At 68.5% G+C, this 13098-nt stretch carries 14 protein-coding genes; 9 read left to right on the top strand and 5 right to left on the bottom strand.

The features are described from left to right. Nucleotides 1–353 precede the first annotated feature (353 nt). Together D3273_RS20675 and D3273_RS20670 are read left to right on the top strand one after the other, a co-directional pair. Nucleotides 354–824 carry a MarR family winged helix-turn-helix transcriptional regulator gene (locus D3273_RS20675; protein WP_129228789.1) on the top strand — a complete coding sequence of 157 codons (471 nt, stop codon included), beginning with the start codon at nt 354–356 and terminating at the stop codon, nt 822–824. A gap of 42 nt (nt 825–866) precedes the next feature. Continuing rightward, nucleotides 867–1619: an SDR family oxidoreductase gene (locus tag D3273_RS20670; protein WP_129228788.1), complete on the top strand. Its 753-nt coding sequence runs from the start codon at nt 867–869 to the stop codon at nt 1617–1619. A 97-nt stretch (nt 1620–1716) separates the two neighbouring features. Here the strand turns inward: D3273_RS20670 and D3273_RS20665 are convergent, their stop codons facing one another. The 4 genes from D3273_RS20665 to D3273_RS20650 all read right to left on the bottom strand — a co-directional run bounded on the left by D3273_RS20665 (nt 1717) and on the right by D3273_RS20650 (nt 4582). Next, complete coding sequence (locus D3273_RS20665) at nt 1717–2865, bottom strand: metallophosphoesterase (protein WP_129228787.1); 1149 nt, start codon at nt 2863–2865, stop codon at nt 1717–1719. A gap of 92 nt (nt 2866–2957) precedes the next feature. Then, nucleotides 2958–3473 carry a YdeI/OmpD-associated family protein gene (locus D3273_RS20660; protein WP_129228786.1) on the bottom strand — a complete coding sequence of 172 codons (516 nt, stop codon included), beginning with the start codon at nt 3471–3473 and terminating at the stop codon, nt 2958–2960. Between the two features lie 7 nt (nt 3474–3480). Beyond that, nucleotides 3481–3894: a DUF1761 domain-containing protein gene (locus tag D3273_RS20655; RefSeq protein WP_129228785.1), complete on the bottom strand. Its 414-nt coding sequence runs from the start codon at nt 3892–3894 to the stop codon at nt 3481–3483. A gap of 28 nt (nt 3895–3922) precedes the next feature. Then, nucleotides 3923–4582, bottom strand: a complete 660-nt coding sequence (locus D3273_RS20650) for a TetR/AcrR family transcriptional regulator (protein ID WP_129228784.1) — start codon at nt 4580–4582, stop codon at nt 3923–3925. Between the two features lie 86 nt (nt 4583–4668). On the opposite strand from D3273_RS20650, the gene D3273_RS20645 reads away from it, so the two are divergent. Continuing rightward, nucleotides 4669–5712 carry an aldo/keto reductase gene (locus tag D3273_RS20645; protein WP_129228783.1) on the top strand — a complete coding sequence of 348 codons (1044 nt, stop codon included), beginning with the start codon at nt 4669–4671 and terminating at the stop codon, nt 5710–5712. 206 nt (nt 5713–5918) lie between these two features. After that, nucleotides 5919–6107 (top strand): hypothetical protein, encoded by a 189-nt coding sequence (locus D3273_RS20640; protein WP_129228782.1) that lies wholly within the window; start codon nt 5919–5921, stop codon nt 6105–6107. A 351-nt stretch (nt 6108–6458) separates the two neighbouring features. Here the strand turns inward: D3273_RS20640 and D3273_RS20635 are convergent, their stop codons facing one another. Further along, the gene (locus D3273_RS20635) at nt 6459–7151 is read right to left on the bottom strand and encodes a FadR/GntR family transcriptional regulator (protein WP_129228781.1); all 693 of its coding nucleotides are present in this window, start codon (nt 7149–7151) and stop codon (nt 6459–6461) included. A gap of 172 nt (nt 7152–7323) precedes the next feature. On the opposite strand from D3273_RS20635, the gene D3273_RS20630 reads away from it, so the two are divergent. From D3273_RS20630 to D3273_RS20610, 5 genes are all read left to right on the top strand, one after another. After that, nucleotides 7324–8364 carry an aldo/keto reductase gene (locus D3273_RS20630; RefSeq protein WP_129228780.1) on the top strand — a complete coding sequence of 347 codons (1041 nt, stop codon included), beginning with the start codon at nt 7324–7326 and terminating at the stop codon, nt 8362–8364. Nucleotides 8365–8398: 34 nt separating this feature from the next. Continuing rightward, a complete protein-coding gene (locus D3273_RS20625) occupies nt 8399–9412 on the top strand; it encodes a zinc-binding alcohol dehydrogenase family protein (RefSeq protein ID WP_129228779.1) in 1014 nt (337 codons plus the stop codon). 92 nt (nt 9413–9504) lie between these two features. Further along, nucleotides 9505–10470 carry an ABC transporter substrate-binding protein gene (locus D3273_RS20620; protein WP_129228778.1) on the top strand — a complete coding sequence of 322 codons (966 nt, stop codon included), beginning with the start codon at nt 9505–9507 and terminating at the stop codon, nt 10468–10470. Nucleotides 10471–10545: 75 nt separating this feature from the next. Beyond that, nucleotides 10546–12069, top strand: a complete 1524-nt coding sequence (locus D3273_RS20615; RefSeq protein ID WP_129228777.1) for a sugar ABC transporter ATP-binding protein — start codon at nt 10546–10548, stop codon at nt 12067–12069. Between the two features lie 31 nt (nt 12070–12100). Further along, entirely contained in the window at nt 12101–13090 is a 990-nt protein-coding gene (locus D3273_RS20610; RefSeq protein ID WP_129228776.1) for an ABC transporter permease, read from the top strand. Nucleotides 13091–13098 lie beyond the last annotated feature (8 nt).

The following is a 13098-nucleotide window of genomic DNA, read 5'->3' as shown; positions in this document are numbered from 1 at the left end:
TGCCATCCGCCTCACGCTGCGAGGCCAGCCAATCGCCGTGCCGGCCTGAACGGCAGCACGACCTCGTGAGCAATTACAGTCCGGCTGCTCACGACCAGCAACGCGGACGTAGCGGACCTTCCAGCACGCCATCAGGGCGGACGAACGCGACCGTCGGTCCGAGGACTCCCACCACCTTTCCAACACGAGCAAAATGGCTTTTCCGAAAGAGCAGACGCTTTCCATCGGGACTGTGTCGCCGCTCGGTCCCACGGCTCGGGATCGATCGTGAACGCTGAGTGAATATCCGTAGCCAACGACGATGTGGGATCAAACTATTTGATAGTCGCCTGTCATCATGTGAAGTATCTTACATGCCTGCGATCCAGTCCCTTCCCGACGATCCGTTCCAGCGGCTCGTCATCAGCGTCTTCCGCTTGAACGGTGGCCTCCTCGCCACGGGCAATCGCCTCGTCGCCGATCTCGGACTGACCAGCGCTCGTTGGCAGGTTCTCGGCGCCACCGTCACGGCTCCGGTGCCGCTCAGCGTCGCCTCGATCGCCCGCAACATGGGACTGACCCGCCAAACCGTGCGCACCACGGTCAAGGACCTGGAGGCGGCGGCCCTCGTGCGTTTGACCTCCAACCCGCACCATCAGCGCGCCCATCTCGTCCTGCCCACCGCAGCAGGGGAGCGCGCCTATGCGACGGCGGCCGACCGTCAAAGGATCTGGGCGGAGGGCATCACTCGCGGCCTCGACGGGACGCGCATGACTGCGGCGGCGGACGTTCTCCAGGCCATGCTGGCGCAGATCCTGGACGCGCCCGCGGGCGGCGAGCCCTGATCGGCCTCTGCCACCACCACTCTCGATTTTGGAACACCAGCGATGAAGATCGAAGGCAAGCACGCGCTCGTGACCGGTGGGGCAGCCGGCATCGGACTCGAGATCACGCGCGCGCTCATCGCGGCGGGCGCGAGCGTCCTCGTTGTCGGGAGGGACCGGGCCAAGCTGGACGCCATCAGGAACGCGACCGCGAGGGTCGAAACCTTCGCGGCGGACCTCGCCGATGCCCGCGAGCGCGAGCGGCTGCTCGCACACATTTCGGCCGCGTCGCCGCCGCTCGACATCCTCGTCAACAACGCGGGTACGATGCAATATTTTGCCCTGACCGGCCCCGACGCCCAGGACCGGATCGACAGGGAATTGGCGCTCGACCTGCACGCCCCTATCCACCTCGCCATCGCGCTGCTGCCACGCTTTCTGGAGCGTCCCGAGGCAGCCATCGTCAACGTCACCACTGGGCTCGTCTATGCACCGTTCGGGAACACACCGGGCTACAGCGCCGCGAAAGGGGGACTTCACGCCTTCACGCGATCGCTGCGTTGGCAAACTCGCAACACCCGGCTCCAGGTCGTAGACCTGTTGCCCCCGGCCGTCGCGACCAGCCTGACCGCCAGATATGACGGACCCAAGATCAGCCCCGACAAGGTCGCGGCGGCTTTGCTGGATGGCCTCCGGACCGGCAGAGAGGAAGTGCGGCCCGGCCACACCAAGGCGCTCTACGCGATGTCGCGCATCGCGCCCGGCTTCATCTTCCGCGCCCTCAACAAGCAGGCGGACAAGGTGCCGCTCGATTGACCCCTGCGGTCGATGGGCATGCCTGCACGCACGAACATCCTTTGATCGCCGGAGCCGGACGATGGACGTCGTCCCGGGGGCAGAGCGGCGATTGTCTTCACTGCGGAAACAGCTCCGCACTGCCGTCGCGTGCCCGGTGATGGAGAGCGAACAACGTCATCTCCGCGGGCTTTCCTATGCGCAGGGCGAAGCCCGGCCAGATGCCTGTACCGTTGCCGACGTAGAGAACCATGCGGCCAACCTGGTAGGAGCCGGAGACGAACCCGCCGTTCGCCCTCGCCACCAGCCAGTGCGGCCCGAGGATCATCCCACCGTGGGTGTGGCCGGACAGCTGAAGCGCGACACCCGCCTCGGCGGCGCGGGGCGCCCTGGACGGTTGATGGTCGAGCAATATGACGGGTGCTTGCAGGGGCGCACCTTCCAGTGCGCGGGCGAGGTCTGGACCGGGCAATCCCGATTCGGGTGCGGAGAGGTCGGTCACCCCCGCCAGCACGAGACGCGCGCCATCGCGCTCGATCACGGCATGCTCGTTGGCCAGCGTCTGCATACCGATGTCATGCGAATGCCTCGACCAAGCCTCTTGGCCGAAGAAGTATTCGTGGTTGCCTGGGATCACCCAGACCCCATCCGGCGCGACGAGCCTACGCAACGGCTCGACGTCGGCGCGCCGCGTCTCAACCGTCCCGTCTGCAAGGTCGCCCGTTACGGCGACGAGGTCCGCGCCGAGACCGTTCGCCAACGACACCACCTCTTCCATCCATGAACGGGGAAAGAGCCGGCTGGCATGGAAATCAGTGAGTTGCAGGACGTGATAGCCCTCGAGTTGCAAAGGAAGGTCGTCGATGCCGACAGCAACCCGCCTGACCTCCGGCAGTCGGACCGCCTGTGCGACACCCCGCACCGCCAGCGCTCCGGCGAGGAAGGCGACGGCGAGGCGTACGGGCGACGGTATGGAGACCCACGAACCCCGGGCGATGCCGAGGACGCCGGCGCCGACGTCGAGGGCGAGTTGGAACGCCGCCAGGAACAGCAGCAGGCCGAACAGGACGTTGAGGACGATGACGACGCCTCGCGGGAACTCCGGCGCGAACACCGATCCCGAGGACAGCCGGCTCCAGAGGTGGAACTGCGACCCCACGGCGAGGACTGTGACCGAGGCGAGCATCGCCCACGTCGGCAGGGACAGGGGAAGGACGAACCTGACGGCGACGTAGGCCAACGGCAGGCAGGGGACGAGGTGGAACATCAGCGCGAGGCCTGCGCCGCATCGAGGAACGATGTGATCCTTCGGCGGCGGGTCTCGTCCTTGCGGGCGGTGGCGAAAGGAAGGAGCATGGCCTACCGCTCCGACCGGTTCAGGCCGTCGAACCGCGCGGCGGCGGCGGGGCCCCCTTCGAGCGCGACGCGGAGGTCGTCCGGGACGGTGGCGTTGCTGGAAGAAGGATACGCGCGGTCCCACCGGCCATCGGCCCGAGCGGCATCCGCTTCCCGCAATCCACGCGGCCTCATTCGGCCCTCGGCAGTTGATTCCGTCACCCGGACCCGGTTGACCTGAGACCCGTTGCCGCGCGGCCGCCGGGAGGTGAAGCGCACGAGGAAGAAGCGCTCGTCCCAGGGCGCCGCCTGCCCGTCGATCCAGCCCTCGCAAAGGGCGCAGTCGATGGCCTCCCGATGCGAGAGTTTCGAAGCTCCCGACCCCTTCTTCGCGAACCTCAGCCAGGCACCCGCCGCCGTTTTGTCCCGCCCCGGGAGCCAAGCTGCGAACGCTGGCGCATCGACGAATCCGACGATGGGCAGGCCGCCCTTCGTCGCCGCCGGTGCCGCGGGATCGCTTCCGTCCATCTCGACGCCCATGGCTCGATCAACCGACCGAGAACAGGATGATGCAGATCAGGACGCTCGACGCGAGGAAGTAGCTCGCGCTCAAGAAGCCGTAGGGAAGCGGGCGCGGGATGTTGGGGTTGATCCCCATGTTCACAGCCGTCGATCCGAGCAGCCCGACGCCGACGAGGACGCCCAGTTCGGCCGCCTGCGGAAGCGTCGGCACGGCGAGCCACCGCATCAGGACGGCGAGCGTCACCGTGGTGACGAGCATGCAGATCGACGGACCAACGAAATACAGTGGGGCGGGCTTTGACGGAGGGAGTCGGTCCCGTCCCAGGACGACTGCGTAAGTCCGTCCGAACAGGAGGTCGAACCAGAGCCAGCCCAGCATCATCACAGAGAAGCCGGCCGCGAAGATGCCGAGCAGGTTCATCGGGGTGAGGGATGTCACGTCGAGGCTCCGGTGGTGAAGGATCGGGTTACTTGCAGGGAAGCCCGAGGGCCGGCAGCACTAACCCATCGACCATCGCGACCAGGAAGGTACGGTCGAACGGCTGGCGCCGGATCAACGTGCGGTAGGCACCCATCGACGGCATGACCTGCGCGACCATCTCGATGTCCGCATCCGGCGGGATCTCGCCGCGGTCCACGGCGCGTCGTATCAGCACGCGGTTCGCCTCCACCCACGGGGCGACGAGGGCGTCATGCGCCGTGTCGGCGAGCGCCGGGTGTTGCGACAGCAGGGCGGTCATGCCGGCCATCGCCCGCAACTTGCGCTCGGTCTCCTCCATCGGCTGCGGCCGGAAGAGGGCGAGCAGGTCGTCGCGCAGGCTGCCCGTGTCGGGCAGGTTGTCGAGGTCGACCTGCTCGCGCTTCATGCGGGCGACCGCCTCAAGCACCATGTCGGCTTTGGTCGCCCAGCGGCGGTAGACGGTGGCCTTCCCCGCCTTCGCCCGGACCGCCACCATGTCCATGGTCATGCCGTCATAGCCGACCTCCGCGAGGATCGAGATCGCCGCATCGAGGATCGTGGCGTCCCGTGAGGCGTCGCGCTTGCGGCCGACGGTTGCGCTCGGTCGCGCGCCGCCGCTGGTGTCGGTGCCAGCCTCAGTCCGGTCCTGTGTCGTTTCGGAAATCATGTTAATTCGATACTATTAAGTTTCGAAACTTGCAAGTCTCTTTTTGTGCTGTTAGGCGGATCGCCTCTCACCGAAAGGCACCATCGATGCGTTACAAAGCTCTCGGCCGCACAGGGCTGTTCGTCTCCGAGCTGTGCCTCGGCACGATGACCTTCGGCCAGGCAGACGGCCGTTACGCCGCCGCGAGCGGTGTCGGGCAGGAGGCCGTCGACGCGATCCTGAGACGCGCGGTCGACGCGGGTATCAACTTCGTCGATACCGCCAATGTGTATGCGAGCGGCCAAGCCGAGGAGATCGTGGGCCGGTCGCTGCACTCGCTTGGCATCGCCCGCAAGGACGTGGTGATCGCGACCAAGTTCGAGCACGCCACGGGGAGCGGCCCCAACGACGGCGGAGGCTCGCGCGCCCACATCGTGGAAGCGGTGCATGCGAGCCTGAGGCGGCTCGGCACCGACCATATCGACCTCTACCAGATGCATGGCTTCGACCCCGCGACGCCGATCGAGGAAACATTGCGCGCCCTGGACGATCTCGTCCGGCAAGGATTGGTGCGGTATCTCGGCGTCTCGAACTGGGCGGCGTGGCAAGTGGCGACCGCGCTCGGTATCGCCGACCGCATCGGGACGAGTCGATTCCAGTCCTACCAGGGCTACTACTCGCTCGCTGGCCGCGACATCGAGCGCGAGGTGATACCGATGCTGGTGGCGCACGGGCTCGGCCTCATCGCGTTCAGCCCTCTCGCAGGCGGATATCTGACTGGCAAGTACCGGAACGGGTCCAACGCCGGTCGCCGAACGACCGTGCCGTTCCCTCCCGTGGATGACGTGCGCGGATCCGCGGTGCTCGCGGCGATGGATGGGATCGCGGAGGCGCACGGCACGACGCACGAGGCCGTGGCGATCGCGTGGCTCAGGCAGCGGGGCGTCGCCAGCATCATCGTCGGCGTCAAGGGCGTGGATCAGCTAGACGCCAACCTGGCGAGCCTCAACATCACCCTGACCACCGCGGAGATGGACGTGCTCGGCGAAGCTGGCGGACCTGCACCGGAATACCCCGGCTGGATGCTGGCGCAATCGAGCGCGGCGCGGGCGGAACTGCTGCTGACGGGCGAGATGCCGGCGGTTCATTGAGGCTGCATTGAAAATTCTAGACGGGCACGTCGTCTTTTTCTGAGTGGTGAGGCCTTTTCCACGGCCAGTCGCCGGATGTTTGCTTTCAAAAGAGCTACATTGACTACGGTGCGCCCGATGTGGGTCGACTCCGGCCGCACAGCGGAAGTGGGTCGAAAGCGGAACGGCCGGTATGGAGCGCGACAACGCCGAAGGAGACGTTTGGGTTGGCCGTGACGAAACTGGCTTGGTGTACCGAGCGCGAGGGCTCACGCGGGCAGCCGAAGCGAGGCCAAGTTGAGAACGTCGCGCTGTCCTATCCGTCGCCGTTCCTGATCGCCAGCGTCGACGTGTTGAAGGACGGCGATCCAACCACGCCCGGACGAGTCCGCGCCGCCGCGTGCCGCCACATGTAGCGGACATTGGCGGGACTCGGCGTCGCCGTCGGCGGCCTGTCAACCAAGCACGAGTGGCGGCACCGATCCGGCTGTGAGGTGATCGCGGCACGCGACCGGGAGGCCGGGTGCGAGGCGTCGGTCTGGAAAGCGTGGCGTCCGCCTGCCGGCCGCGACGCCGCATTGGCGCGGCTCCTCGCGAATTGGAAGTCTGCGACCCTTGGTCGACCGATCCCGCGGCATGGAACGGGCATTCACGTCAAAGGCGACGCGTGACGCGTGGTAGCGCCGCACCAAGCGGAAGACGACGACGGGACGTCATGGATTGGACCGGGGCGCGGCCTCGACGGCGAGAGACGAATGGGACCGACCTCACAGGTCGACCCACCGCTCGGCCGAGAGTTGGAGATGGCGCGTCATCGCCGCCTGGGCGCCGAGGCTGTCGCGCGCCTCCAGCATGCGGACGAGGGCGGCGTGCTCCTGCGTGGCCGCGGTCCACGAGGCACGGTTCTCGTGGCGCGAGCTGATGCGGGCCGAGAGGCGGCTGAAACGCTCGTCGAACAGGGACGCCACGATGCGGGCCAGCACGGAATTGCCGGTCTGCTCGGCGATCTCCATGTGGAAGGCGCGGTCGTGGGTCATGGGGTCGACCCCCGCTTCGATCGCGTCCCGCATGTCCGCCGCCGTCGCGTCGAGCCGCGCGATGAAGGGCGGCGTCACGCGGGCACAGGCGAGCAGCACGACCGAGCCCTCGACGGCCAAGCGAGCCTGCATCAGCTCGGTGGGGCTCTCGCCCAGGGCGCGCGTCGCGGCGGCGAGGCGGTCGGCGGGCGCCAGCACGAAGACGCCCGAGCCCATGCGGATCTCGACGGTGCCGTCGATCTCGAGGGCGATCAGCGCTTCGCGCAGCGAGGGGCGGGAGACGGCGAGCTGCTGGGCCAGGTCCCGCTCGGCGGGCAACCGGCTGAAGGGCGGGAACTGCCCTGTCCGGATGAGGCCGCGGATCCTGTCCGCAACCTCCTGGTAGAGCCGCCGAACCTCGCCGCCGTCCCGCCCCTTGCCCATTCGGCATCACCGTCACGTTTGGCCTGACCAATCTCCTGAGCGACCATCGGCCTTTTGCGGGGCGTGGGTCAATCGGAGGACCTCGTGGGTAGCTTGACACCGATTGACGCGTCAGACAGCTTGAACGTGTTGGATTGGCCAGACCACATGGCGGACCAGCGGGGGACACGACATGGGGAGCGGGGCGAGCCGGGGCACGCCGTCCAGGGCGTCGGAGATGCGGGCGATCCCGCGGACCGGCACGATGCTGTCGGCGCTCGGCCTCGGCACCGCGCAGATCGGCGGCCTCTTCCGCGCCATGTCGCCCGGCGATGCCGTCGAGACCCTCCAGGCTGCCTGGGACAGCGGCATCCGTTACTTCGATACGGCGCCCTACTATGGCTATACCCGGTCCGAGCGGCGCGTCGGCGGTTTCCTGTCGGAGCGCGACCGCACCGCCTTCGCGATCAGCACCAAGGTCGGCTGCCTCATGGTCCCGGCCGAGGCCGTGGGCCGGGAAGAGTTCGGCTACGTCGATCCCCTGCCTTTTCCAGCCCGCTACGATTACAGCCACGACGCCATCCTGAGGTCCTTCGAGGACAGCCAGCAGAGGCTCGGGCTCGCCCGAGTCGAACTCCTCTACGTGCACGACATCGGCCGTGCCACGCACGGTGACCGGCACGACCTCCACTGGCACGCGCTGACGCGCGGCGGCGGGTTCCGGGCGCTCGAGGAGCTGCGCCGGGACGGACGCATCGGCGGCTTCGGCCTCGGGGTCAACGAGGCCGCCGTCGTGACCGATGCCCTGGGCGAGGCGGACCTGGACGCTGTGCTGCTGGCGGGCCGGCACACGCTGCTGGAGCAAGATGCGCTGCCGCTGCTCGACGCCTGCGCCCGTGCCGGCACCGCCGTGGCGGCGGCGGGGCCGTTCAATTCGGGCATACTGGCCGGCGGCACGACCTTCGATTACGCGGCCGCGCCGGCGTCCGTCGTCGCGCGCGTGGCGGCCCTGAAGGCGGTCTGTGCCGAGTTCGGTGTCCCGCTTCCCGCGGCCGCGCTGCAGTTCCCCTCGGCCCATCCGGCGGTCGTGTCGGTCGTGGCGGGCGCTCAATCGGCCGACCAGCTTCGCGCCAACGTGGCGGATTTCGAGCGGCCGATCCCGGCCGCCTTCTGGGCCGCGCTGGTCAAGGGCGGGCTCGTGTCCCCCGCCGCACCGCTGCCGGCCGGAGTGTGACGATGGCGCGCCCTGATGGAGAAAGGCGGACACCATGCTGACCATCGTCTGCGACGCGCCCGGTCGGCTGCGCGCCGAGGACCGCCCGGCCCCGCACCGGGGGGACGGCGAGGTGCTGGTGCGGCTGCGCCGTATCGGCGTGTGCGGCACCGACCTCCACATCTACACCGGAAACCAACCCTACCTCAGCTACCCGCGGGTGATGGGCCACGAGCTTTCCGGCACCGTCGAGGAAGCGCCGGAGGGCTCCGCCCTCGAGGCCGGCGACGTCGTGGCGATCCTACCCTACCTTTCCTGCGGCACCTGCAACGCCTGCCGCCGTGGCCTCACCAACTGCTGCCGCACCCTCCAGGTGCTCGGCGTCCACCGGGACGGCGGCATGACCGAGCTGCTGAGCCTCCCCGAAGCCGCCGTGCGTCCCGCCCCGGGCCTCGATCTCGACGAGGCCGCCCTGGTGGAGTTCCTGGCGATCGGCGCCCATGCGGTCCGCCGCGCCGTCGTGCGGCCGGGCGACCGGACGCTGGTGGTGGGGGCGGGCCCGATCGGCATGGCGGTAGCGCTCTTCGCACGGCTGGCCGGCGGCGACGTCACGCTGGTCGACCCGCGCGCCGACCGCCTCGCCTTCTCGGCCGAGCATCTCGGGATCGGCTCAACGGTGCGGGTCGGCGACGGCGACGTCACGGCACTGTCGGCCATCACCGACGGGGAGTTCTTCGAAGCGGTCTTCGACGCCACCGGCAGCGCCGCCGCCATCGAGCGCGGCTTCGGCTTCGTGGGCCACGGCGGCACCTATGTTCTCGTGTCGATCGTCAGCGCCACGATCGGCTTCTCGGACCCCGAGTTCCACAAGCGCGAGACGAACCTGCTCGGCAGCCGCAACGCCACGCCGGCGGATTTCGACGCCGTGATGGCGGCCATGCGGGCCGGCCTCGTGCCGACGGCGGCGCTCAACACCCATCGCCTCGCCCTCGCCGACGTCCCGGAGCGCTTCCCGGCGCTGCTCGACGCCGCCGAGGGCGTCGTCAAGGCGGTCATCCACCTGCCGTAGCGCAGTCCCGACCGCCCGCTTCCATCAGCGGGGACCATCCCCGCCAAGGCGCCGAAGAGCGCCCCCCCATCATCGATCTCCGGAGGACCACCATGAAGACCGTCGCCGCCGCAGCCCTGCTCCTGTCCACAGCCCTGGCGTCCCTGGCCACATCCCAGGCCAGCGCCGCCGAGACCACCATCCCGATCATCGTCAAGGATACGACGTCGAACTACTGGCAAATCGTGCTGGCCGGCGCCCGCAGGGCCGGCAAGGACCTCGGCGTCAAGGTGCCCGAGCTCGGCGCCCAGTCGGAATCCGACATCGACGGCCAGATCACCATCCTGGAGAACGCAGTCTCGGGAAAGCCGGCCGCCGTCGTGATCTCGCCGACGCAGTTCGCCGCGCTCGGCAAGCCCATCACCGAGGCCGCCAAGTCGGTCAAGATCATCGGCATCGACTCGGGCGCCGATTCCAAGGCCTTCACGTCCTTCCTGACGACCGACAACGTCCAGGGCGGCCGGGGCGCCGCGGACGCGCTCGCCGAGGGGATCAAGCAGAAGACCGGCAAGGTGGAGGGCGATGTCGCCCTCATCACCTCGCTGCCCGGCGTCGGCTCGCTCGACCAGCGCGCGCAGGGTTTCAGGGAGGAGCTGAAGAAGTATCCCGGACTGAAACTCACGCAGGACAAGGTGGCTGACGGCCAGGCTACGACCGGCCTCAACATCATGACCGACGTGCTCACCGCCGATCCGAAGCTCGTGGGCGTCTTCGCCTCGAACCTCATCATGGCGCAGGGCGCGGGCCAGGCGGTGGCGGAGAACAAGGTCGGCGACAAGCTGACCCTCATCGGCTTCGACTCGGACCCGAAGCTAGTCGGCCTGCTGAAGGACGGCTCCATCTACGGCCTCATCGTCCAGGACCCGTTCCGCATGGGCTACGACGGCATCAAGACCGCCCTGGCGGCCTCGAAGGGCGAAACGGTGCCGGCCTCCGTCGACACGGGCGTCAACGTCATCACCAAGGCCAACATGGGCTCGGCCCGCAGCCAGGAACTGCTGGACCCCAAGCTCAACTGAGCCGTGACGAGAGCGCCCCAGCCCGACGCGGGAGCGCTCTCGGCCGGCCCCTCATCGCTCCATCGCGAGACGCCCATGACCGATGCGGTTCTCCTCGACGCTCCTCTCTCCCGCGATGCGGCGTCGCCGTTGCTGGCCCTGCAGGGGCTCGACAAGCGTTTCGGCGCCACCCACGCCCTGAAGGCGGTGGACCTCGCCTTCATGTCGGGCGAGATCCACGCCATTGTGGGGGAGAACGGCGCCGGAAAGTCGACGTTGATCAAGCTGCTGACCGGCGTGCACCGCCGCTCGGGCGGCGAGATCCTGTGGGAGGGCCGCACGGTCGATCTCGCCACGCCCCAGGACGCCATCGCGCTCGGCATCAACGCGGTGCACCAGGAGGTGGTGCTCTGCCGCCATCTGAGCGTCGCCGCCAACCTCTTCCTCGGCGACGAGGCGACCCGCTTCGGCCTGCTCCGCCACGGTGCGATGGTGCGGGCGGGGCAGGCGGTGCTCGACGACCTCGGCTTCGCGCTGCGCGCCGACGCCATGCTGTCCGATCTCACCATCGGCCAGCAGCAGCTCGTCGCCACGGCCCGCGCGGCGACGCGCGGCACGCGGTTCCTGATCTTCGACGAGCCCACCGGATATCTCACCCGGCAGGAGGCCACCCAGCTCTTCGCGCTGATCCGCCGGCTGAAGGCGCAGGGCGTCACCATCGTCTACATCAGCCACCGGCTCGAGGAGGTCTTCGAACTCGCCGACCGCGTCTCGATCCTGCGCGACGGGGCCCTGGTGTCGACCTCGCCGGTCGCCCAGACCGACGAGGCCTCCCTGATCCGCGGCATGATCAACCGCTCGGTCGCCCAGATCCACTTCAAGGAGAGCGTGGCGTTCGGCGCCGAGATCCTGCGGGTCGAGAACCTCTCCGGGCCGGGCTTCCGGGACGTGTCCCTGTCGGTCCGGGAAGGCGAGATCGTCGGGCTCTACGGCCTCATCGGCGCGGGCCGCAGCGAATGCGTCCAGACCATCTTCGGCCGCCATGCCAAGACCGGCGGCGAGATCGTGTGGCAGGGGCAGCCGATCACCGTCCGCAACGAGGCCGACGCCATCCGCCGCGGCATGGCCCTCGTGCCCGAGAGCCGGCGCGACCAGGGCCTCTGCCTCAACCTGCCCGTGGCCCACAACCTCAACCTGCCGATCTTCGACCGGCTGAGCCGTGGGCTCGGGCTGAGCTGGCGCGCCGAGCGGGAGGCCGCCGACCGGCAGATCCGCGCCATGCAGATCAAGGCCGCCTCTCGCGAGGCCGATGCCGCGAGCCTGTCCGGCGGCAACCAGCAGAAGATCGTGGTCGGCAAGTGGCTCGCCCACGGGGCGAAGCTGTTCATCGTCGACGAGCCGACCGTCGGCGTCGACGTGGGCACCAAGGTCGAGATCTACCGCATCTTCGCCCGCCTGCTGCGGGAGGGCGCCGGCATCGTGCTGATCTCGTCCTACCTGCCCGAGGTCTACGACCTCAGCGACACGCTCCACGTGTTCCGCCGCGGCCGCCTCGTGGCGAGCCATGCGGGCCCGAAGGTCGCGCAGGAAACCATCCTCACCGAAGCCATCGGGGTCTGACCCCCTCCCGACCAGATCCGGAGTTACGCCCATGAGTGTCCAGATCCAGGACCCCGTCGCTGCGGCGCCGACGACGGCGGGGCGCCGCGGCTCCCGCATGGGGCTCGTCCTGAGCCTGACCCTGGTCGGTCTGCTGCTGCTGCTGTGCATCGGCCTGGCGCTCTCGACAGAGACTTTCCTCACCGAGAAGAACATCACCAACCTGCTCCGCCAGGGCAGCATGGTGGCGATCATCGCGGTCGGCCAGACGTTCGTGATCATCACGGCCGGCATCGACCTCTCGGTCGGAGCCGTGGTGGGCTTCTGCTCGGTCGCGGTGGCCTGGCTCATGGTCCACGGCTTCTCGATCGGCGCCTCCGTGATGCTGACGCTGTTCCTCGGCATGGCGATCGGGGCCTTCCACGGCTTCGGCATCGTCCAACTCGGCCTGCCGCCCTTCATCATGACGCTGGCGTCGCTGACGGCGCTGCGGGGCATCGGCCTGCTCGTCACCAACGGCGCCACCATCTCGGGCCTACCCGATGGCTTCACCGACTTCTCGCGGGCCAATTTTCTCGGCGTGCCGTTGCTCTTCTGGATGGTGGTGGTAGTGGCGGTGCCGGCCTACCTGCTGCTTCAGCACAGCCGCTGGGGACGCTACCTCTTCGCCATCGGGTCCAACGCCGAGGCGGCGCGGCTGACCGGCGTCAACGTCAAGGTCATCCTCTACATGGCCTACATGATCTCGGCGACACTGGCGGCTTTCGTCGGCGTCCTGCTGGCGGCCCGGATCGGCATCGGCAACGCCACCCAGGGCGAGGGCTGGGAACTCCAGGCCATCGCCTCGTCGGTGATCGGCGGCACCAGCCTCTTCGGCGCCGTGGGATCGATCCAGGGGCCGCTGCTCGGCTCCTTCATCCTCACGACCATCAACAACGGCGCCAACCTCCTCAACGTCAACCCGTTCTGGCAGCGCATCATCACCGGGGGATTGATCATCGTCATCGTCTACTTCGACCAACTCCGCCGCAAGCGACGTTGAGGCCGCCC

The organism is Lichenibacterium minor (assembly GCF_004137685.1).
Lineage (GTDB): Bacteria > Pseudomonadota > Alphaproteobacteria > Rhizobiales > Beijerinckiaceae > Lichenihabitans > Lichenihabitans minor.
This window is presented reverse-complemented; position numbering and strand designations above follow the sequence as displayed.

Bases quoted from the DNA above. Each gene is read 5' to 3' on its own strand.
- D3273_RS20610 (WP_129228776.1), top strand. From the start codon at position 12,101: ATGAGTGTCCAGATCCAGGACCCCGTCGCTGCGGCGCCGACGACGGCG.
- D3273_RS20660 (WP_129228786.1), bottom strand. From the start codon at position 3,473: ATGGGCGTCGAGATGGACGGAAGCGATCCCGCGGCACCGGCGGCGACG.
- D3273_RS20650 (WP_129228784.1), bottom strand. From the start codon at position 4,582: ATGATTTCCGAAACGACACAGGACCGGACTGAGGCTGGCACCGACACC.
- D3273_RS20670 (WP_129228788.1), top strand. From the start codon at position 867: ATGAAGATCGAAGGCAAGCACGCGCTCGTGACCGGTGGGGCAGCCGGC.
- D3273_RS20620 (WP_129228778.1), top strand. From the start codon at position 9,505: ATGAAGACCGTCGCCGCCGCAGCCCTGCTCCTGTCCACAGCCCTGGCG.
- D3273_RS20675 (WP_129228789.1), top strand. From the start codon at position 354: ATGCCTGCGATCCAGTCCCTTCCCGACGATCCGTTCCAGCGGCTCGTC.
- D3273_RS20665 (WP_129228787.1), bottom strand. From the start codon at position 2,865: ATGTTCCACCTCGTCCCCTGCCTGCCGTTGGCCTACGTCGCCGTCAGG.
- D3273_RS20615 (WP_129228777.1), top strand. From the start codon at position 10,546: ATGACCGATGCGGTTCTCCTCGACGCTCCTCTCTCCCGCGATGCGGCG.
- D3273_RS20645 (WP_129228783.1), top strand. From the start codon at position 4,669: ATGCGTTACAAAGCTCTCGGCCGCACAGGGCTGTTCGTCTCCGAGCTG.
- D3273_RS20625 (WP_129228779.1), top strand. From the start codon at position 8,399: ATGCTGACCATCGTCTGCGACGCGCCCGGTCGGCTGCGCGCCGAGGAC.
- D3273_RS20635 (WP_129228781.1), bottom strand. From the start codon at position 7,151: ATGGGCAAGGGGCGGGACGGCGGCGAGGTTCGGCGGCTCTACCAGGAG.
- D3273_RS20630 (WP_129228780.1), top strand. From the start codon at position 7,324: ATGGGGAGCGGGGCGAGCCGGGGCACGCCGTCCAGGGCGTCGGAGATG.